The 21194-nt window shown below is 65.2% G+C and carries 18 protein-coding genes; 15 read left to right on the top strand and 3 right to left on the bottom strand.

The annotated features are described in order from the left end of the window. Positions 1 to 28 precede the first annotated feature (28 nt). On the top strand, positions 29 to 2266 hold the full coding sequence (locus DUGA2_RS04315) for a DUF3141 domain-containing protein (RefSeq protein ID WP_070267417.1): 2238 nt from the start codon (positions 29 to 31) through the stop codon (positions 2264 to 2266). Here DUGA2_RS04315 and DUGA2_RS04320 read toward each other — a convergent pair whose 3' ends face one another. Then, on the bottom strand, positions 2267 to 2722 hold the full coding sequence (locus DUGA2_RS04320; protein WP_070267657.1) for a GNAT family N-acetyltransferase: 456 nt from the start codon (positions 2720 to 2722) through the stop codon (positions 2267 to 2269). A gap of 50 nt (positions 2723 to 2772) precedes the next feature. Between DUGA2_RS04320 and DUGA2_RS04325 the strand changes: the two genes are divergently transcribed. From DUGA2_RS04325 to DUGA2_RS04350, 6 genes are all read left to right on the top strand, one after another. Further along, entirely contained in the window at positions 2773 to 3348 is a 576-nt protein-coding gene (locus tag DUGA2_RS04325) for an XRE family transcriptional regulator (protein WP_070267418.1), read from the top strand. Between the two features lie 34 nt (positions 3349 to 3382). Continuing rightward, positions 3383 to 4408 carry a tRNA dihydrouridine(20/20a) synthase DusA gene (gene dusA / locus DUGA2_RS04330; RefSeq protein ID WP_070267419.1) on the top strand — a complete coding sequence of 342 codons (1026 nt, stop codon included), beginning with the start codon at positions 3383 to 3385 and terminating at the stop codon, positions 4406 to 4408. Positions 4409 to 4754: 346 nt separating this feature from the next. Beyond that, positions 4755 to 6503, top strand: coding sequence for a methyl-accepting chemotaxis protein (locus DUGA2_RS04335; RefSeq protein WP_229212274.1), 1749 nt, complete (start codon positions 4755 to 4757; stop codon positions 6501 to 6503). A 98-nt stretch (positions 6504 to 6601) separates the two neighbouring features. Then, positions 6602 to 6940, top strand: coding sequence for an energy transducer TonB (locus tag DUGA2_RS04340; protein ID WP_008445754.1), 339 nt, complete (start codon positions 6602 to 6604; stop codon positions 6938 to 6940). Between the two features lie 71 nt (positions 6941 to 7011). Continuing rightward, the gene (locus tag DUGA2_RS04345) at positions 7012 to 7359 is read left to right on the top strand and encodes an energy transducer TonB (RefSeq protein WP_043479807.1); all 348 of its coding nucleotides are present in this window, start codon (positions 7012 to 7014) and stop codon (positions 7357 to 7359) included. Positions 7360 to 7497: 138 nt separating this feature from the next. Then, on the top strand, positions 7498 to 7875 hold the full coding sequence (locus tag DUGA2_RS04350) for a hypothetical protein (protein ID WP_070267422.1): 378 nt from the start codon (positions 7498 to 7500) through the stop codon (positions 7873 to 7875). Here DUGA2_RS04350 and DUGA2_RS04355 read toward each other — a convergent pair. Further along, entirely contained in the window at positions 7872 to 8534 is a 663-nt protein-coding gene (locus tag DUGA2_RS04355; protein ID WP_070267423.1) for a polar amino acid ABC transporter permease, read from the bottom strand. The genes DUGA2_RS04350 and DUGA2_RS04355 overlap by 4 nt on opposite strands. Next, positions 8531 to 10144: a transporter substrate-binding domain-containing protein gene (locus DUGA2_RS04360; protein ID WP_070267425.1), complete on the bottom strand. Its 1614-nt coding sequence runs from the start codon at positions 10142 to 10144 to the stop codon at positions 8531 to 8533. Before DUGA2_RS04360 ends, DUGA2_RS04355 begins: the two co-directional genes overlap by 4 nt. Positions 10145 to 10307: 163 nt before the next feature. Here DUGA2_RS04360 and DUGA2_RS04365 point away from each other — a divergent pair, with 163 nt between their 5' ends. From DUGA2_RS04365 to tssG, 8 genes are all read left to right on the top strand, one after another. Beyond that, positions 10308 to 10946, top strand: coding sequence for a hypothetical protein (locus tag DUGA2_RS04365; RefSeq protein ID WP_070267426.1), 639 nt, complete (start codon positions 10308 to 10310; stop codon positions 10944 to 10946). Then, complete coding sequence (locus DUGA2_RS04370) at positions 10947 to 14972, top strand: hypothetical protein (RefSeq protein WP_070267427.1); 4026 nt, start codon at positions 10947 to 10949, stop codon at positions 14970 to 14972. A 255-nt stretch (positions 14973 to 15227) separates the two neighbouring features. Beyond that, positions 15228 to 15761 carry a type VI secretion system contractile sheath small subunit gene (tssB, locus tag DUGA2_RS04375; protein ID WP_008445772.1) on the top strand — a complete coding sequence of 178 codons (534 nt, stop codon included), beginning with the start codon at positions 15228 to 15230 and terminating at the stop codon, positions 15759 to 15761. Positions 15762 to 15812: 51 nt separating this feature from the next. Beyond that, positions 15813 to 17306 (top strand): type VI secretion system contractile sheath large subunit, encoded by a 1494-nt coding sequence (gene tssC, locus DUGA2_RS04380; RefSeq protein WP_070267428.1) that lies wholly within the window; start codon positions 15813 to 15815, stop codon positions 17304 to 17306. 77 nt (positions 17307 to 17383) lie between these two features. Beyond that, positions 17384 to 17869 carry a type VI secretion system tube protein Hcp gene (locus tag DUGA2_RS04385; RefSeq protein ID WP_070267430.1) on the top strand — a complete coding sequence of 162 codons (486 nt, stop codon included), beginning with the start codon at positions 17384 to 17386 and terminating at the stop codon, positions 17867 to 17869. A gap of 73 nt (positions 17870 to 17942) precedes the next feature. Then, on the top strand, positions 17943 to 18401 hold the full coding sequence (tssE, locus tag DUGA2_RS04390; protein ID WP_070267431.1) for a type VI secretion system baseplate subunit TssE: 459 nt from the start codon (positions 17943 to 17945) through the stop codon (positions 18399 to 18401). Positions 18402 to 18426: 25 nt separating this feature from the next. After that, positions 18427 to 20178 (top strand): type VI secretion system baseplate subunit TssF, encoded by a 1752-nt coding sequence (gene tssF / locus DUGA2_RS04395; RefSeq protein ID WP_070267432.1) that lies wholly within the window; start codon positions 18427 to 18429, stop codon positions 20176 to 20178. Then, positions 20166 to 21194, top strand: a complete 1029-nt coding sequence (gene tssG / locus DUGA2_RS04400; protein ID WP_229214582.1) for a type VI secretion system baseplate subunit TssG — start codon at positions 20166 to 20168, stop codon at positions 21192 to 21194. Before tssF ends, tssG begins: the two co-directional genes overlap by 13 nt.

Below are 21194 nucleotides of genomic sequence, written 5' to 3' on the forward strand. Positions count from 1 at the left end.
GCAGCATAACCCGCGTGGAGGAAGTTCCGTGAGCGACGACAAGACCAACCCGTGGCCGCAATGGCCCGGCAATCCCTTTGCACTGGCCCAGCAGGCGACCGATTACTGGGTCGATGCCTGCCAGCGCAGCGTGCTGTTCATGGACGTGCTGCGCCAGCGGGGCGACGAGCGCAACCACCGCGCCGAACAGACCGCGCCGCACGTGCTGAGCTTTGCATTCGACGTCATCCTCGACGGCCGCCACCTGGCGCGGCCGGTCAACTACGGCCTGCTGTACATCGCGCCGCCGGACGGCATCGCGCCCGATCCCACCAAGCGTCCCTTCATCGTGTTCGACCCGCGCGCCGGCCACGGCCCCGGCATCGGCGGCATGAAGCACGACAGCGAAATCGGCGTGGTGCTCAAGGCCGGCCATCCCTGCTACTTCGTCGGTTTCCTGCCCCATCCGGTGCCGGGCCAAACCATCGAGGACGTGTGCCGCGCCGAGGCGCAGTTCATCGCCAAGGTGGCCGAGCTGCACCCGCAGGCCGACGGCAAGCCCGCGCTGATCGGCAACTGCCAGGCCGGCTGGCAGATCATGATGACCAGCGCCCTCAATCCCGACCTGGTCGGCCCGCTGGTGCTGGCCGGTGCGCCGCTGTCGTACTGGGCCGGCGTGCGCGGCAAGAACCCCTTGCGCTACCTGGGCGGCGTGCTCGGCGGCACCTGGCTGACGGCGCTGGCGGGCGACCTCGGCAACGGCATTTTCGACGGCGCGCAACTGGTCGCCAACTTCGAGAAAATGAATCCGTCCAATACGCTGTGGAGCAAGAACTACAACGTCTATTCGAAGATCGACACCGAGGCGCACCGCTTCCTGGAGTTCGAAAAATGGTGGGGCAACCCGGTGCTGCTGAACGCCGGCGAAATGCAGTACATCGCCGACTCGCTATTCGTCGGCAACCGCCTGAGCGACGCCGCGCTGATGGACAGCAACGGCCACCGCATCGACCTGCGCAATATTAAATCGCCGATCGTGGTGTTCTGCTCGTGGGGCGACGACATCACGCCGCCGCAGCAGGCGCTGGGCTGGGTGCTGGACCTGTACGAGGACGACGCCGCGCTGGTGGCGGGCGGCCAGACCATCATCTATTCCATGCACCAGAGCATAGGCCACCTGGGCATCTTCGTTTCCGCCTCGGTCGCCAACAAGGAGCACGAGGAATTCACGGCGGCGATGGACATGATAGACATCATGCCGCCAGGCTTGTACGAGGCGGTATTCCTCGACAAGGACGAGGAGATGCTGCAGGCGGAAATCGCTTCCGGCGACATGGCGGCCGGCGACTACGTGATGCGCTTCGAGCGCCGCAACCTGGACGCGCTGCGCAAGCTGGGCGGCAACGATATCGAGGACGAACGCCGTTTCGCCACCGTGGCGCGCGTATCGGAAATCAACACCGGCCTGTACCAGACTTTCGCCAGTCCGCTGGTCAAGGCCATGGTGACGGAGGCCGGCGCCGAGCAGCAGCGCGAAGCCCATCCGCTGCGGCTGCGCTACCGCATGTTCTCCAGTAAAAATCCTCTGCTCGACGGCATACCGGCGATGGCCGAGAAGGTGCGCGCCGAGCGCCGGCCGGTGGCGGACGACAATGTCTTCATGCAGATGCAGGAGGCGATGTCGCAGCAGATCGTCGACGTGCTGGACCGCTACCGCGACCTGCGCGACCAGGCCACGGAAAGCATCTTCCTCGGCGTGTACGGTTCGCCGGTGTTGCAGGCGCTGGTGGGCCTGCGCACCGACGGCGGCCGCCCGCGCCGCATCGGCCGCGACATCGCGCGCGAGGCGGCGCTGAACGCGCACCGCGCGGCGGCTGCGCTGAAGACGGCGGAGGGCGGCGTCACCGAAGCCATCATCCGCGGCCTGCTGTACATCTACCGCAGCCCGGAAATGAGCGCGGCCGACGAGCGCGCCTTCGCCACCATCCGCCAGCTGCGCCTGCGCACTTCGGACGACAAGGAGCTCAGCGTCACCCATTTCAAGACCATCCTGCGCGAGCAGTACCTGATGCTGCAGGTGGACGAGGAGGCCGCGATCCGCGACCTGCCGCTGCTGCTGCCGGAAGCGCCGGAAGCGCGGGCGACGGCGCTGGGCATCGTCCGCCAAGTGGCGGGCGCGACCGGCACGCTGAGCGGCGACGGCGCCGTCCGGCTGGAGCGGGTCGCCGCCATGTTCGCGCCGCAGTCGCCCAAGCTGGCGGTGGTGCGCAAGAAAACCAAGGCCTGATCAGCTGGTCAGCGGTTTGCGCATGAAGACGCTGAGCGGATCGTTCGGGTAGTCGCCGTACGGGCCGCAGCGCTCGAAACCGTGGCGCTCGTACAGGCCCAGCGCTTCCGGCTGGGCCGGGCCGCTTTCCAGCGTCAGCTGCGGACAGCCCTGTGCACGCGCAGCCCCTTCCAGCAAGTCCAGCAGTCCGCGCGCCAGGCCGCGTCCGCGCGCGGCAGGCTGCACATACATGCGTTTGATCTCGCCATATTCCGGCGTCAGCACGATGGCGGCGCAGCCGACGGCGGCGCCAGCGTCGTCGCGCGCGACCGCGAAGCGCACGTGCGGCTGCATCAGCGACGGCAAATCCAGCGCGTACACGGATTCCGGCGGATACAAGCTCAGCTGGTAGGCGTCGAGGTCGGCGATGAGGGCGATGACTTCGGGCTGGTCGGGGGATTCGAAAGCGATCGGCATGGCGGCGGTGGACACTTTAATGGATGAAAAAATCCAGTATAATGGATTTTATGGATATCAACAAACTCATTGCCAGCCGCCTGCTGGCCTTGCGCGAACGCCGCGGGCTGTCGCTGACCGCGCTGTCCGAGCGCAGCGGCGTGAGCCGCTCCAATATCTCGCTGATCGAGCGCGGCGAGAGCAGCGCCACCGCCACCGTGCTCGACAAGCTGGCCGGCGCGCTGGGCGTCACGCTGGCCTCGCTGTTCGAAGCGGGGCAGGACGAGCCGGCGCCGCCGTCACCGTTGCAGCGCGCCGCCGACCAGCCGGTGTGGACCGATCCCGCGTCCGGCTACGTGCGGCGCCAGCTGTCGCCGGCCGTGCGCACGCCGTTGCAGCTGGTGGAGGTGGTGTTCCCGCCGGGCCAGCGCGTGACCTACGAGCAGGTCGTGCGCGAGGCCGACATCCACCAGCAGATCTGGCTGCTGGACGGCGTGATGGACGTCAGCGCCGGCGACCAGCAGTGGCGGCTGGAGGCGGGCGACTGCCTGGCCATCCGCGAAGACCAGCACATCAGCTACGCCAATCCCGGCAAGACGCCGGCGCGCTACCTGGTCGGGCTGGTGACGCTGCCTTTTGCGATATAATGTCGACCCCCAAGCGATTCCCATAGTTGCCGCCATGACCATCATCACCCTGCCGACCACCGACAACGCGCCCGTGAAAGCGAGCCGCCGCCTGTCCGTCGCGCCGATGATGGACTGGACCGACCGCCACTGCCGCGTGTTCCACCGCCACATCAGCCAGCACACCTGGCTGTACACCGAAATGGTGACGACCGGCGCGCTGGTCTACGGCGACGTCGAACGCCACCTGCGCTTCAACGATGAAGAGCATCCGGTGGCGCTGCAGCTGGGCGGCAGCGATCCGGCCGACCTCGCCACCAGCGCCAAGCTGGGCGAGAAGTGGGGCTACGACGAGATCAACCTCAACTGCGGTTGCCCGTCGGAGCGCGTGCAGAAGGGCGCTTTCGGCGCCTGCCTGATGGCCGAGCCGCAGCTGGTGGCCGACTGCGTCAAAGCCATGCGCGACGCCGTCAGCATCGACGTCACCGTCAAGCACCGCGTCGGCATCGACCAGACCGAGAGCTACGATTTCGTGCGCGACTTCGTCGGCACCGTGGCCGAGGCCGGCTGCACGACCTTCATCGTCCATGCCCGCAACGCCATCCTCAAGGGCCTGTCGCCAAAGGAAAACCGCGAAATCCCGCCGCTCAAGTATGAGTTCGCCTACCAGCTCAAGCGCGACTTCCCTGACTTCGAAATCATTATCAACGGCGGCATCAAGACCGAAGCCGAGATCGATGAGCACCTGCAGCACCTGGACGGCGTCATGCTGGGCCGCGAGGCCTACCACAACCCCTTCGTCATGGCCGGTTTCGACCAGCGCTACTACGGCGACAGCCGCGCGCCCAAGAGCCGCGAAGAAGTGATCGAAGCGATGATCCCCTACATACAAGCCCAGCTGGCCCTGCACGGCGCCCACGGCTTGAAACTCAACACCATCACCCGCCACATGCTGGGCCTGATGACGGGCCTGCCGGGTGCCCGCGCATTCCGCCAGGTCCTGTCCGACTCCAAAAAACTCGCCCTCGGCGATGCCCACCTGCTGCGCGAAGCCGCTGCCCGCCTACGTATTGCTGCGTAGCTCACAGCACAATCTGACGTTTCTGGCAAACAATATATTGGACTGTTGGTATTTCCACGCAGAAAGTTCGTTTGCGTATTTTTTAGGCGGGTTTTGCTTGCTTTGAGGCAAAATTTGCATCTATAATTCCTGAATATACACACATATCCACCTTGTATTGACGTTTGTATATTGCGGTAAAACTACATGCAAGCAGCCGGTGGAGCCGCAAGTTTTGCATTCGCAGTCATTGTTTGCTACTGTCATAGATATTACCTAGCAGCAAGGGCCGGGTGGATTGTGTCGTGCACAAGACGAGACCATCCAGGGCACTCTTATCAACTGTGTCACTTAAGAAGAAGACGAAATGAATTTAGCAAAAATGAAAGTCGGAACGCGCCTGGGCCTCGGTTTTGCCCTGGTACTGTTATTCCTGGTGGCTGTCACCACCGTGGGTATCTTCCGCATGGCACAGATTCAGGATCGTCTGGATCACGTGATCACGGTGAACAACGTCGTGTCCCGCCTGGTGGTCGACATGCGCGCCAACGTGGGCGACCGCGTCACCTCGCTGCGCATCCTGACCATGATGACCGATGCCGCCGACATGGAACCGGACATGAACCGCATCAAGGAACTGGCCGCCAAGTACGCCGATGCACAGAACAAACTGAGCGCACAGTTCGCCACCGAAGCCAGCGCTGAAGAAAAAGCGCTGCTGGCAACGGTCAAGGAGCAGGAAGCGATCGCCATGCCGGCCATCGCCAAGGCGTCCGAACTGTGGCTGGCCAACAAGGCCGAAGAAGCGACCAAGGTCCTGATCAAGGAAATCCGCCCGGCCCAGAAAAAATGGATGGCCGCGCTGGATCAGCTGGGCGCGCTGGAAGAAAAACTGAACGCGCAAGTGCAGACCGACGCCGCCGCCGGCTTCTCGTCCGCCCGCAGCTTCATGATCATCCTGGGCGTGCTGGCTGTCGCGATCTCGGTCGCCGCCGCCTACGTCATCACCCGCGGCCTGCTGAAGCAGCTGGGCGGCGAGCCTGACTACACGGCGTCGATCGCCGGCAGCATCGCCAACGGCGACCTGTCGATCTCCATCGACACCGACGGCAACGACAAGGACAGCCTGCTGTCCGAGATGAAGGAAATGCGCAACAGCCTGGTCGACATCGTGGGCCAGGTCCGCTCGGGCACCGAAACCATCGGCACCGCCTCGCGTGAAATCGCCGCCGGCAACATCGACCTGTCGTCGCGTACCGAAATGCAGGCGAGCTCGCTGGAAAAAACCGCCTCGGCGATGGAAGAGCTGACCTCGACCGTGAAACAGAATGCGGACAATGCCCGCGAAGCCAATCAACTGGCGTCGGCGGCATCGGACGTGGCGATCAAGGGCGGCAAAGTGGTGTCGGAAGTGGTCAACACCATGAGCTCGATCGACGCGTCGGCCAAGAAGATCGTCGACATCATCGGCGTGATCGACGGCATCGCCTTCCAGACCAACATCCTGGCGCTGAACGCGGCAGTGGAAGCGGCCCGTGCCGGCGAACAAGGCCGCGGCTTCGCGGTGGTGGCGTCGGAAGTGCGCAACCTGGCCCAGCGTTCCGCTGGCGCCGCCAAGGAAATCAAGATGCTGATCGACGACTCGGTGGAAAAAGTCGGCGCCGGCACCAAGCTGGTCGGCCAGGCCGGCGTGACGATGGACGAAGTGGTGGCCTCGGTGCGCCGCGTGACCGACATCATGAGCGAGATCGCCAACGCCAGCCAGGAGCAGAGCGCCGGCATCGAGCAGGTGAACCACTCCATCATCGAGATGGACAGCATGACCCAACAAAATGCCGCGCTGGTGGAAGAAGCCGCCGCCGCCGCACAAAGCTTGCAGGACCAGGCCGCCGAACTGTCGCGCGTGGTCAGCATCTTCAAACTGGTGGAAGGCGAGGAGCGCGTGTCGGCTCCGGTGTACCAGCCTGCCGCCGCCAAGGCTGCGGTCAAACCGATCGTGGCCCGCGCTCCTGTCAAGAAACTGGCCTCCGCGCCGGCGCCTGCCGCAGCAGCCAAACCGAAGAAAGTCGCCTCGGCAGCTAGCGCAGCCGGCAGCGATGAGTGGGAAGAGTTTTAAAACTTTGCCGCAGTCTGCCGTCGCGCTTTTGCGCGGCATGTAGGTCCGCTGTGGGATTCGATCAACCAGTTTTTAATAATAAGTTTGGAAATTGTAAAATGAATAAGTTTTCTACCAGTGTATTCGCCGCCGTCATCCTGTCCGCCGCTTCGACCGCCTTCGCCGGTGAAGTGCCAGCATCCCTGGATGCCAAGAACTGCAAGGCTGAATACCCTAAAGCATCGCTGCTGAACGAAGAGCAGGGCGATGTGACCATGTCCTTCCTGGTGGCTGCCGACGGCAACGTCGTCGAATCCAAGGTCGACAAATCGAGCGGTTACAAGAATCTGGACAAGGCTGCGATCAAAGCCTTGAGCGCTTGCAAGTTCAAGCCAGGCACCAAGGATGGCGCAGTTGCCCAGACCTGGACCAAAGTCGACTACAGCTGGAAGCTGTAATCAGCTAGTGTTAAACGGGGCCGTGCGGCGACGCGCGGCCTGAGTGCCGGATACAAACACTTGGGGAAATCATGTCTACAAATAAGCGTTGGTTGAGTGTGATCGCAGCAGTGCTCGTTTCGAGCGCACCGGCAGCGTTTGCTGCCGAAGTCCCGGCCAGTTTTGATGCCAAAAACTGCAAGGCCGAATACCCGAAAGCGTCGTTGATGAACGAAGAGCAGGGTACGGTTTCGATGTCCTTCCTGATCAAGGCCGACGGTACCGTGGCCGATTCCAAGGTCGACAAGAGCAGCGGTTTCAAGAACCTGGACAAGGCGGCGATCAAGTCCCTGAGCGCTTGCAAGTTCAAGCCGGGCACCAAGGACGGCGCTCCTGCCGAAACCTGGACCAAGGTCGACTACGCCTGGAAGCTGGACTGATATACCCGAAGTCGTCAAAAAGGAACCGCGTGCGGTTCCTTTTTTTTCGGCTGTTACAACCGTTGTAACAAGCTGTAATCGGGCTCCGGCGGCGGCGGACTTCCTTATATAGTACACTTTGAAACTAGGAGGAGTGCCATGAAAACCATCATCGCCGTTGTCGCCGCAGTGGCGGCACTGTCCGGCTGCGCCGTCCAGCAGCCTGGCTATTACGCCACCACCCGGGTGGTCCAGGATCCGTATCAGTGGCATACCGTGTCGTCCGCGCCGTCGGACCGCGGCGGCTACACCACCGAGGAAATGCCGGCGTCCAGCTCGCGCGTGGTCTACACCACCGAGCCGGTCTACACCACCACCTACGTCCAGCCGGCTCCCGTGTACTACGCCCCCGCGCCGGTCTACTACGCGCCTACGCCCGCCTATTACTACCCGCCGGTCAGCATCGGCCTGGACTTCTCGTTCGGCCACTGGTGCTGCGGTGGCCACTACCGTGGCCGAGGCTACCACCGCCGCTAAGGGCGGGCCGTGTCGGTCAGCCTTTGGGCGACGCGGGCCATGAAGGCCGAAGTCTTGAAGCGGCCGATCAGCGCCGTGAACACCAGCGAGGTGACGACGAAGTACAAGCTGCAATACAGGTAGACCGGCACCATGACACTGGTGCCGGTGGCCGCGATCACCGTGTTGCAGCGGCTGACCAGTTCGCTCACGCCGACCAGCGACGAAGCGCTGGAAGCGATGAAGGAAATCAGGAACACATTGATCCAGGTGGGGATGAACAGCAGCGCCGCGCCGATGTCGCCGCGCCGCCATGCGCGATGCGCCACCACCAGGCTTTCGGAGGTGAACGACAGCGGCGCCGCCGACAGCCCGATCACCGCCTTGATCCATTGCGGCACATGCACGGTGGTGTCGCTGCCCGGCAGCACGAACTCGCTGGGCAGCACGAACACCGCGTAAAAGATCAGCGCCAGCGTCGGCACGCCGCGGAAGAAGGTCGAGATCCGCTCGGCGATGGTGGCGGTGCGGCCCTGGCGCGTCACGCGCAGCCAGGCCAGGCCCGCGCCCATCAGCGAACCCAATCCCACCGCGCACACCGCGATGAACACATTCCACAGAAAGCCCTGCAGCAGGAAGGGCGTCCACGTCAGCAGGAAGCTCAGGGTATCGTTGTTCATGGCCGCTCCGCCACCGGCAGCCAGGCCTGTTCCAGGTAGTCGAACAGCCGCGACCACAGGCTGGTGATCAGGTAGAAGGTCATCAGCAGCACCGTCATGGTCAGGAAGATGTTGCCCTTTTCGGCGATCAACAGGCTGCTCGCGCTCAGCAGCTCGGGGATGGCGATGGCCGAGGCGATCATGGTCTGCTTGGTCAGGTTGATCAGCGCCTGCTTGACCGGCCAGTTGGCGTACTGCGCCGTGCGCGCCAGTTGCCGCAGCCGCAGCCGGTAGCCGGGCTCGGTGCTGCGCACATGCTTGGCCGCCTCCAGGAAGGCGCGCATCACCATGCCCGCCGTGTAGTAGCCGGAGCAGAAGGCCGCCACCGCAAACGCCGGCAGCTTGAGGCCGAACTCGCGCATGGTCCAGCTGCCGAAGCCGAAGAAGATCAGGTACATCATCAGCAGCGGCGGCGTCAGCCGGCCGTAGGCCATGACGGTGTGGATGGCGCGCGTGTCCCAGCCGCTGCGGCCGTCCACGGCGATGGCGACCGCGATGCCCAGCGCCAGGCTGATGGCGATGCTGCAGGTGATCAGCAGCATGGAGTAGGCGATGCCGGTCAGGAACTGCGTGCGGTCGTAGGGATCGTAGATGAAGTTCAAGTCCACGCCCAGCTGCTCCTTGACCCACAGGCCGACCGCCTGCACGCCCGTCACCTCGGTGCTGGACACATACTCGCCGCTGCGGCAGGCCGCCACCCAGTTGCCGCTGCTGTTGCGCACGCATTTGTACAGCCCGTCCTTGTCGTGCTCGGACCAGATCGCCTTCTGCGCCGTCAGCCAGGAGGTCGAGGCGATGCCCCACCGCTTGTTCGCCTCCAGCAGCCAGCCGCTGCGGTGCAGCTCGGCCACGATATTGCCCAAGGTCAGATCCAGTTCGCCGCCCTGTTCGTTGCGGGCGATGAAGATCGCCATCGGCGTGATCAGCGCGTTCGGCAGCGGCATCGTGTAGCCGCGCCACTCGGGCAGCTTGGCCGTGTTGGCCAGCGCCGCCGTCGCGTACAGGAAGCCCGAGCACTGGCCGTCGCGCAGCGCCAGGTGGGCGTCGCGCACGGTCTTGTAGGTTTGCAGCTCCAGCAGATAGCGCTCGCTCATCGGCTTGTTGAAATAACTGCCTTGCACCGCGCAGATGGTTTCGTGGCGTATCTTGGGCCAGGCGTCGACCGCCTCGCCCGGCTTGAACAGCACGTTGACGCTGGTCTCGTTGTAGCCCGGTTCGACGGCGGTGGCGATCTTGCGCCGCGCCGCCGTGTCGCCGACGGTGGAGATCAGGATGTCGACCTCGCCCAGCTCCAGTTTCTGAAACCGGTTCTCGGTGGTGATGCTGACTTTTTTCAGGGTGACGCCGAGGCGCTGGGCGATCAGCGCGGCGATGTCGCTCTCGAAGCCGACCACTTCGCCCTGGGCGTTGAGCGAGTTGTAGGGGCTGAAGTCGGTCTTGACGCCGACCCGTATCACGCCCTTCTTGCGGATGCTGTCGAGCGCCGGGCTGTTGCCCGCCGCCTGCGCCGCCAGCGACAGCAAGAGCATGCCGATCAGGCCCAACAGGTACAAAAAAGCTCGATTCCGCATAATTGTTTTCTCTGGGCCCAGGCCGAATTTCATGCTACCCCAATGCGGGCTCATCGCGCAACGGCGATGGTCAGCACTGTGGCGTGGCCGTGCCGCGCGGGCGGATTGCGTTATCAAGCTGCTCATGTTATTGTCAATCGACACCTGTCCTCCCGAGACATTCATGCTGCATCCACTGGCCAGCCTATGGCGCCATTCCAGCCGCGTCACCTTCTACGAGTCTGGCGGCCAGACCGGGCAGGCATTGCTGCAGGGCGGAGGGCGCATGGCGGGATCGCGGCGGCGTTTCTCCTCCGCCGATGACGCCTATGGCTACCTGCGCTACTGGCTGGGCGAACCGGCCGCGCGCGCCGAACTCAAATGGATACTGCAACGCTCCGGCCCCTCGCTGGCGACCGCCCACGCCGGCGTGGACGGCTGGCTGCACGCGCTGGCCGGACGCCTGGTGAGCGGCGCCGTCGTCGTGCTGGAGGAGCTGAGCCGCCAGGCCATGCCGGGGCGGCTGGTGGCGCCGCCCGCCGCCGCCATGTCGGCCGCCGCGTTGTCGGCCTTGCCGGCGCTGAGCGCGGTGCCGCAAATTCCCGTGGCGCCCAATCTGCTGCCGGTGCTGGAGGATATCCGCATCGAAGGCGCCGAAGTGCTGCCCGAGCTGAACCAGGCGCTGGCGCAGGTCAAGGTGACGATATCGACGGTGGGCTCGGCCTCGCTGTCGCTGGAGCCGGCGCCGACCAAGGTGGCGGCGATCAAGACGGCGCTGAGCTCGGCCACCGAGCGCACCACCTCCACGCTGGGATCGCTGTAGATGAAAGTCATCGACCATTCCATCGAGGTGCTGCCGCAATGTCCGGTCAACATCGCCAACGCGGTGCAGAAGGCGGCCGACACCATCGTCGAGCAGGGCAAGACCTTCGCCACCGACGTCACGACCACCGCCGCCTCGCTGAACCAGGACATGCAAAAGGTGGCGGAGCAGATGAAGGCGATTCCGGACCTGCTCAATCCGCAACCCATCCTGGACTGTTGCACCGGCGTGCTGGAGCAGGCGGCCAGCGACCTGCGCCAGCTGGCCAACGACGCCGCCGCGATTCCGCAGCGCCTGCTGGCGCAGACGGCCGGCGTGCAGACGGTGATCGATTCGGCCAACCAGGCCGTCGAGTCGATGAGCACGCTGCTGCCCGAGTTGTCCGGACTGGTGCCGGACTTCGGCGCGCAGATGAGCTTCTTCAACAGCCTGCCGTCGCGCGGGCAGGCGCTGGCGGACCTGGCCAAGCGCACCGGCGTCATGGTCGAGCAGTATGGCCGCGACCTGCTGCCGCTGTCGACGCAGATGAAGCAGCTGGCCACGATGCAGGGCGCTCCCGGTGCCGGCAACGATGCGGTGCAAGCCGTGCTGGCGCGCGCCGAGCAGTTGCAGGCGGACAGCCTGGCACAGGTCCAGGCCTTGCGCGATACGCTCGACGGCAACGTCACCGACCTCGACACGGCGATGCAGGACGCCACCGCGCAGGCAACGCAAACCATCAGCGGCGTATCGGACCTGCTCAACGAGAAAGGCAATGCGCTGCTGGCGCCGTTGCAGGCGCAGATCGATTTGGTGGACAACATCAACAGCGCGCTGGGCGACGAGGCGCGCAACTGCGATGCCTTGTTCGACGAGGCGTCGGCGCAGCTGGGCCGGCTGAGCGACATCCTGATCAAGCCGCTCGCCGCGGCCCGCGCGCAGGCCGACGTGATCATCGACCAGTTGGCCGCAGCGGCGGCCACCGTGGATGGCATGGTGAAGAAAGCGATGGAGCCGCTCGATGCGCTGGAGCGCAGCGTGGAAGCCATCGCGCAAGCCTTGCAGGAAGTGCTGGACGCCATCAGCGCCGAGGTGGAGAAGGTGCTGCAACTGATGGCGGAGCTGGACGAGGAAGCGGAAAACGCCAAGGCCATCCTGCGCCAGTTGCCGGAGAATTTTGCTCCGGTGCGTACCATGATCGCCGACGCCATCGCCATGCTGGTGCAGGTGAAGGACAATATTCCAGTGTTCGTGGCCGAAGCCAACGGCGCGCTCGACGCGGCCTCCGGCGAGCTCGACCAGGCCGATGCGCTGTGCACCGGCGCGATCGAAATCTGCACCCGCTACATGATGAAGGCGCCGCCGTTGATGATGGCGCGCACTTTGTTCGTCGGCATCAAGGCGATGATACCGGGCGTGAAGACGGCCATCGTCAGCGCGCGCGCGGCGGTGAAGGCGGCCGGCGACCAGGCCACCGGTTTGATGGAACAGGCCATCACGCTGGTCGACGGGCTCAATCCCTTGCTGGACCAGGCCATCGCAAAGGTGCAGGCGGCGATCGATGCGCTGATCGGTTTGCTGGAGCAGATGCAGGCGGCATTGAAGCAGGTGTCGGAGGCGGCCGAGAAAATTCCACCGCTGATGCAGGAGCAGATGGACAAGGCCAAGGCGGCCGTGCAGCAGATCCTGGACCAGGTGCGCGATGCTGCCGAGCAGTGTCTGGCCAAGTTGCAGTGCGAGCCTTTGGTGCGGCGCTTGCAGCAGCAATTGTCGGACTTGCTCGACAAGACCTTCAAGCCGCTGGAGGCGCAGATCCAGGCCGCTGGCGCGCCGTTGCAGAATGTTCTGCAGCAGGGCAAGGCGGAGGTCGGCAAGGCTGCGGCGATGGCGCAGGATGGCCTGGGCAAGCTCAGTGCGGCGCTGTCGTCGGTGAAGCAGCAGGCCATGCAACCGTTGCAGAAGCTCACCGATACGCTGACCACGGCGCGCGGGCAGGTGGACTCGGTGAGCGGATCGGCGCGGCAGCAGGTGCGGCAGGCGGCGGATCAGGCGCTGTCGTATGTGGACCAGGCGTCGCAGGCGATTTCGGGCTTGAACATCCGCGCGGTGGGCGATCAGATTGCGCCGTATGCGCAGTTCTATGACGATGTGGCGGGGACGTTCAATCAGGTGCAGTCGCAGGTGCGGAGCGCCGCCGATGTGGCCGATAAGGTGAACAGCTGGAAGGGCGATGCGCAGCAGGCGGCCAATGATTTGCTGGACCGCGCGCGGCAGGCGGCGGAGGAGGCGCAACAAGGTGTCAGCGATGTGCAGACGGCGGCGGACAACACGGCGTCCGGTGCGCAGAGTGCGGGCGAGTCTATGGTCGATAGTCCGGTGGCGGAGCAGGTGCAGGCGTCGTTCGATGCGATGAAGCAGGATGCCGAGGGTGTGGCGGCGGAGTCGGATGCGGCCTTGGCGGATATGTCGGGTTCGCTGGATGATGCGCAGACGGAGTCGGAGACGGCGATGGAGCCGTATGTGCCGGATACCGATGCGCTGCTGGCCGATGTGAAGTCGGAGGCGGACAAGGTGGAGCAGGCCGCCAATGCGGCCAAGGAGTCGGAGCAGGCGCTGGCGGAGCAGGTGGTCGCCAGCGAGAAGGATGTGGGGGCGGCGGCGGACGACGCGGCAGCGCAGACGACGGCCATGAAGGATGAGGCGCAGGCGGGGATCAACAAGACGGTGGCGGAGGTGGAGGCGGTGCAGGCGCAGGTCAACGTGGCGCGCGCCGAGGCGATCAAGGCGGAGGCGATTGTCGATGCGGAGGTGGTCAAGCACGGTGGCACGTCCGCCAGTGCGGATGCCGCTGCCGCAGCGGCTACCGAGGCCGCCGCAGCCGCCGCCGCCACCGAGGCAGCCAAGGCCGCCGCTGGCGCCAATCCCGATGCAGCCGCCGCCGATACGGCAGCCGCAACGACAACCACCGACGCAGCGGCAGCCGACGGTGCGGCAGCAACGGCAACCACCGACGCGGCCGCAGCCGATGGCGCGGCAGCAACGGCCACCGCCGAGGCAGCGGCAGCCGATGGCGCGGCAGCAACGGCAACCACCGACGCGGCAGCAGCCGATGGCGCGGCAGCATCGGCCACCACCGACGCGGCGGCCGCCGATGGAGCGGCAGCAACGGCCACCAACGACGCAGCGGCAGTCGATGCAGCAGCCGCAACTGCAACCACCGACGCAGCACCTGCAGCAGCGGCTCCCGATGCTGCGGCTGCGCCAGCAAGCGCCACGACTGATGCGACGGCAACCGCAGCCACCGATTCGTCACCTGCTGCATCGACGGATGCGGCATCCCCGCCTGTCGAAGCATCGATGCCCACTGCGGATGCTGCGGCAAGTGACGCAAGGTCTGCTGCCGCGCCCGATGCCGCAGCTCCAGCCGCGACCGCACCGGCGGCCGATGCGCAACAAGCCGATGCCGCAGCACCCGATGCACCACCGTCCGCTTCGCCGAAAGCCGACACCGCAGCAGCCGATGCGCTCGCAGCCATCAAGCCGAAAGCCGACACCGCAGCAGCCGACGCGCTCGCAGCCATCAAGCCGAAAGCCGACACCGCAGCAGCCGATGCGCTCGCAGCCCTCAAGCCGAAAGCCGACATCCCCGCCGTCGACGCGCTTGCAGCCGCCAAACCGAAAGCCGGCATTCCCTCAGCCGACACACTCGCGGCGGCCGCACCGAAAGCCGACATACCCGCCGCCGAAGTACTCTCTTCTGCCAAACCTGAAGCCGGCATCCCGGCGGCCGACGTACTCGCCACTATCAAACCAAAAGTCGATCTCCCATCGGCCGACGCGCTCTCAGCGCTCAAACCGAAAGCCGATATTCCCATTCCCGCCGCGCCATCCGCAGCGGACCCAACAGCCGCCGCCCAAGCGCTCGCCGACAAACTCAAAGCCGCCCAGGAAGCCGCTGCCAAGCTCCCTTCAGCAGACCCATCTGCAGCCTTGCAACGCTTCAAAGATGCAATCCCGCCGCCCGCCAGCCCGCCTCCCGCCAGCTAAAAACACGGTCATGAATTTGTCATATTGATCCGCCTCAAATGCGTGGCGAAAATATAACGTGTGAAATTTTGAAATAGCTTGTTCGTAATAGAATTTACATTTATTATCAATTGAGTATCGGAAATCTTTGTACCTATCAATTACGTTGCGGCGCAGCGAGTGGTGGTCATATGAGAAGTAGCTTTGTGCTCAGTCCGCCTGTTTTTGAATCAAAAAGTATCGTCGGCCGCTAGTCACCATAATGTGAGGATGTGAATGTCAGACAGCTTACAAAAATGGGTAGGACGTAACCGTCCCCCTCGTGTGCAAATCACGTACGACGTCGAAATCGGTGACGCCACTGAAAAAAAAGAGCTGCCCCTCGTGGTCGGCTTGCTGGCCGATCTTTCCGGCCAACCCCTGGTGCCACCGCCCAAGCTGAAGGCGCGACGCCTGATCGAAATCGACCGCGACAACTTCAACGAAGTCATGGGCAAGATCGCTCCGCGTCTCGACATTTCCGTGCCCGACACCCTCAAGGGCGAAGGCAATCTCAAGGTGGAGCTGAACTTCTCCGAATTCGACCACTTCCATCCCGAAGCCATCGTGCAGCAAGTGCCGCGCCTGGCCAAGCTGCTGGAAGTGCGCCAACAATTGCGCGACCTGCTCGGCAAACTCGACGGTAACGATGAGCTCGATGCGCTGCTGGAAAACATCGTCCAGAACACGCAAGAGCTGAAGACACTCAAGGACCAGGAACCGGAAGCCGACGCGGCCCCGGCGGCGGACGCAGAAGCGACCCCATCCTGATAGCACGCCGCGCGCGTGCTTCCCCTCATCGCTTACAGAGAAAGCTAAATCATGGCTACTAGTCAATCCGCCAAGGGCGGCGCCAAGTCGACGGAATCCGCCGGCGAGCTGAGCTTGCTGGACCGTATCGTCCAGGAAGGCAAGATGGCGGTCGAACCGTCGCAACACGCCTACGCCAAAAAACTGCTGGGCCAGTTCGCCACGCAGGTGCTGGACGAAGGCATGAAGACCGCTCCCGACAAGGGCGTGGTCGCCACCATCAACGAGCGCGTGGCCGAGATCGACCGCATCCTCAGCGACCAGCTCAACGCCATCATGCACCACGAGGAATTCCAGAAACTGGAAGCGTCCTGGCGCGGCCTGCACGACATGGTGTACGGCACCGAGACCGGCCCGACCCTCAAGCTGCGCCTGCTCAACGTGTCGAAGAAAGAACTGCTGAAAGACCTGGAGAGCGCCGTCGACCACGACATGAGCGTGCTGTTCAAGAAGATCTACGAAGAAGAGTACGGCACCTTCGGCGGCGCCCCGTATTCGGTGCTGATCGGCGACTACTATTTCGGCCGGCACCCGCAGGACGTGGCCCTGCTGCAGCGCCTGTCCAAGGTGGCCGCCGCCGCCCACGCGCCGTTCATCACGGCCGCCGCGCCGTCGCTGTTCGACATGACCGAGTTCACCGACCTGGGCGTGCCGCGCGACATGTCGAAGATCTTCGAGAGCGCCGAGCTGGCCTCGTGGCGCGGCTTCCGCGAATCGGAAGACTCGCGCTACATCGCCATGGTGCTGCCGCGCTACTCGGCCCGCCTGCCGTACGGCGCCAAGACCATACCGGTGGACAGCTTCAGCTTCGAGGAAGACGTCAACGGCCGCGATCACAGCAAATACCTGTGGGCCAACTCGGCCTACCAGCTGGGCCTGCGCATCACCGACGCCTACGCCAAGCACAGCTGGACCACCGCGATCCGCGGCGTTGAAGGCGGCGGCAAGATCGAGGGCATGACCGCCCACACCTTCAAGACCGACGAAGGCGATGTCGTGCTCAAGTGCCCGACCGAGGTGACGATCACCGACCGCCGCGAGAAAGAGCTCAACGACCTCGGCTTCATCGCCGTGGTCAACTCCAAGGGTTCAGACTTCGCCGCCTTCTTCGGCGGCCAGACCGTCAACAAGCCCAAGGTCTACAACCTCGACTCGGCCAACGCCAACGCGGCGCTGTCGTCGCGCCTGCCGTACGTGCTGGCGGCCTCGCGCTTCGCGCACTACATCAAGGTCATCATGCGCGACAAGGTCGGCAGCTTCCAGACCCGCCAGAGCGTGGAGAACTATCTGAACTCGTGGCTGAGCGGCTATGTGCTGCTGAGCCAGAACGCGACGCAGGGCGAGAAGGCCCGCTTCCCGCTGGCCGAAGGCCGGGTCGACGTGACCGAAAAGCCGGGCAAGCCCGGCGCCTATTCGGCCACCGTCTTCCTCAAGCCGCACTTCCAGATGGAAGAACTGACCACGTCGATCCGCCTGGTGGCCGAACTGCCGGCCGCCCTGGGTTGATGCCCCGCCGCACACACTGATCTATCCCGCCCGTCCGGCATGGAGCCGGACGGGCCCTCAAAAATTTGGAGCCAGCAATGTCTGACGTACTTATTCTGGATTTGGGCACCACCATCGTAGGCAACTGCATGGTCACGGGCTACGCCGCCAAGATCATCGTGCTGTCGTACTCGCACAGCGCCTCGATGCCGCTGCAAATGGATGCATCGAACACCGAGCGCACTTCCGGCCGGCCGGTGTTTTCCGAGATCTCGTTCTCGAAAATGTCCGACCTGTCGACCACGGAGATGTACAAGGCCTGCACCCAGGGCACCAAGATCGGCGTCGCCAAGCTGCACGTGGGGCGCGTGGAAAACGGCAAGTACATGAACTTCTTCACGTACGAAATGACCAACGCCATGATCTCGAACATCAGCACCTCGGGCGGCGGCGGCATTCCGTCGGATTCGTTCTCGATCAACTTCACCAAGATCAAGTGCGACTACACCCAGCAGCAGGCGGATTCCTCCGCCAAGGGTACCGGCACCTGGAACTGGAACCTGGAGACGATGAAAGCGGATTGATGCGGCATTGCGGCGGGCGCCCTTGGGCGCGCCGCCTATCGTCCCGTCCTGAGTGCTGCTCGTACAGAACCCTATGTCTAAAGCCATCACGGCGTCGCTTGTTCCCTTGTTTGATCGGTTGACCGGCGCGCACCATGCCTCGCCGGATGGCAGGCTGCTCGATGGCGGCGGCTTGCAGCACTCGTTGCAGCTGGACCTGATGCGGCTGTTCAACGTGCGCAATGCGCTGACCATCGACGCCTACCTGAACGGCGACCCCACCGTACTCGACTACGGCCTGCCGGACATGTTGAGCCTGTCGCCGCAAACCGACCTCGACCTCGGCATCTGGGGCCGGGTGCTGGAGCGCGCGCTGGCGCTGTACGAACCCCGGCTGTCGCACGTGAAGGTGGAGGTCAGCGCCGATCCGGTCAAGCCCTATGCCGCCCGCGCCGCCATCGCCGCCGTGGTGCTGCTGGGGCAGCAGCTGTGCCGGGTCAATTTCGACGTCGCGCTGGACGCCCGTTCGGCCGCGATGCAGGCGGCCGCATGATGGTCGGCCAGAGGGAGGCCCTGCGGTGAGCGACGACATCCTCGAATACTACCGGCGCGAACTATCCTATCTGCGCACCCAGTCCGCCGACTTCGCGGCGCGCTATCCCAAGGTGGCGCAGCGGCTGGTGCTGAGCGGCGGCGAATCGGCCGATCCGCACACCGAGCGCCTGATCGAATCGGTGGCCTTCCTGACGGCGCGCGTGCACCGCGACCTCGACCGCGATTTCCCCACCATCGCCGGCGCCATGCTGGACAACCTGTGTCCGAGCCTGACGCAACCGGTGCCGGCGATGACGGTGGTGCAGATGACGCTGGACTCTTCGCAGGGCAAGGTCATGGCCGGCATGCCGGTGGTGCGCGGCGCCATGCTGTCGACCACCGCCGCCAGCGGCGAGAACTGCCGCTTCCAGGTCGCCTGGGACACCACGCTGTGGCCGCTGCAAGTGGCGGCCATCAAGATGGAGGACACGCGCACGCTGCGCCTCGACCTGCGCTGCGACACCGGCCTCGACGTCTCCGAGCTGGAGCTGGACCGCCTGCGCCTGCACCTGTCCGGCGACCTGATGACGACGATGCCGCTGCACGAACTGCTGATCAGCGGCCTGGAGCGCGTCGAGCTGCTGTCCGGCGGCGGCGGACTGCACCGCCTGTCGCCGAGCAGCCTGAGCGAGGTCGGCTTCGACGAGGGCCAGGCCATCCTGGCGCAGCCGGCGCACGCGCATCCGGCCTATGCGCTGCTGCAGGAATATTTCGCCTTCCCGCGCAAGTTCCAGTTCTTCGACCTGGCCGGCTTGCGCGGCCTGCTGGGCGTGGGCACGGGTTTCTCGGTGCGCTTCGTGTTCAACCGCAGCGCGCGCGTGCTGTCGCAGCTGAGCGCCGCCAACTTCCTGCTCGGCTGCGTGCCGGCCGTGAACCTGTTCCCCGTCACCAGCGAGCCGATCCGCCTGCACCGCCGCCACTACGAATACATGCTGGTGCCGGACTACCAGCGCGAGGCGGTGATGGAGGTGCACTCGGTGGTGTCGGTGACGGCGTCCGACCCGCGCGCCGAGCGGCCCAGCATCATCCCCAGCGTGTTTGCCGAATCGGCGGCCGACGCCGGCGACGCCAAGGTGTTCTGGTCGCTGCGGCGCGAGATGAGCCTGCGCAAGGGCATCACCGGCACCGATGTCTACCTGAGCTTTGTCGACCGCAGCGACGTGCGCAGCATGCCGGACGAGCCGGTGGTGTACGCGCAACTGCTGTGCACCAACCGCAGCCTGGCCGAGCAGATCGCGCCCGGCACGCGCTTCTATGGCGAAGGCATCTCCACCTCGACCGACATCCGCGCGCTGTACCAGCCCAGCGCCCAGCGGCCGCCGGTGATGGAGGCCAAGGCCTTGTGGTCGCTGGTGGCGCTGCTGCGCCTGAACCACCGCTCGCTGGTGGACGGCACCACCGGCGTCCACACCTTGCAGCAGATGCTGATGCTGTTCGCCGGCGACAGCGCGCGCGACCAGGCGCAGGTGCGCGGCGTCAAGAGCATGGCGGCGTCGGTGGCGACGGCGCGCCTGGGCAACGACACCTGGCGCGGCCATTGCCGCGGCACCGACATCGTGCTGGAGTTCGACGCCGACGCCTTCGTCGGCACCTCGCCGCTGGTGCTGGCCGGCGTGCTGTCGCGCTTCTTTGCCTTGTACACCTCCGCCAATTCCTTCGTCCGCCTGGCCGTCACGCGCGGCGGCGAACCGTGGATGCAGTGGCCTGCCATGAGTGGACGCCAATGTCTGATCTGATGTCGCTATTGCGGGACGATCCGCATGCCTTCGATCTGTTCCAGGCGATCAGCATCCTGGAGCGCAGCGAGCCCGCGCGCGCGCACGTCGGCACCTCGGTCGGCATGGACGAGGCGCTGCGGCTGTCGTCGCAGGTCGACCTGTCGTTCGCGCCCAGCGATGTCAGCGGCCTGCACGACAGCAAGCAGGCCGGCCCGACGCTGACGCTGAAGACGCCGGTGCTGACGCTGGCCGGCGCGCAGGGCCCGCTGCCGATGCCGTTCACCGAGCTGTTGATGGAGCGCCGCCGCGCGCGCGACATGTCGGGGCTGGAGTTCCTGGACATCTTCAACCAGCGCCTGCTGGGTTTCCTGTACCGCAGCCGCCGCAAGCACCACCTGGCGCTGAGCACGGACAGCATCAACCACGCGCCCATCGTGCGCAGCCTGGACGCCTTGTCCAGCCTGGGCCGCGCCGAAGGCGTGCGCGGGCCGGACGGCCAGCAAGCCTGGCTGCGCCACGCCGGCCTGCAGGGCGCGGCGCCGCGTTCGATGGTGTCGCTGCTGGCGGTGGTGCGCGACCGCATGGGCGTGCATTTCAGCGGCAAGCAGTTTGTCGGCGGCTGGCACGCGCTGGCGCCGTGCGACCGCGCCAGGCTGCACGACCAGGGCAAGCCGGCGCCGATGACGGCGCGGCTGGGCATGGGCGCCAGCCTCGGTGCGCGCGCCTGGGACCAGGGCGCCGGCATGGCGCTGGATGCGCCGCCGCTGCAACCGGCGCAATACGCGGCCCTGCTGCCGGGCGCCAAGGACCATGCGCTGCTGGGCTGGCTGGTGGCGCGGCACCTGCAAAGCGACATCCAGGTGCGGCTGCGGCTGGACCTGGCGGTGCGGCCGGAAACGCGCTTGAAGCCCGATGCCGAACTGCCGCCGCGCCTGGGCCTGAGCACCTGGCTGTGCAGCCCGCGCCGCGCCGACGACGCCGCGCCGGCGCGCTACCAGCCGGCGAATTTCCTGCTGTCGACGGAAGCGGGCTGA

This window comes from Duganella sp. HH101 (assembly GCF_001758795.1).
In the GTDB taxonomy this organism is placed as follows: domain Bacteria; phylum Pseudomonadota; class Gammaproteobacteria; order Burkholderiales; family Burkholderiaceae_D; genus Rugamonas; species Rugamonas rivuli.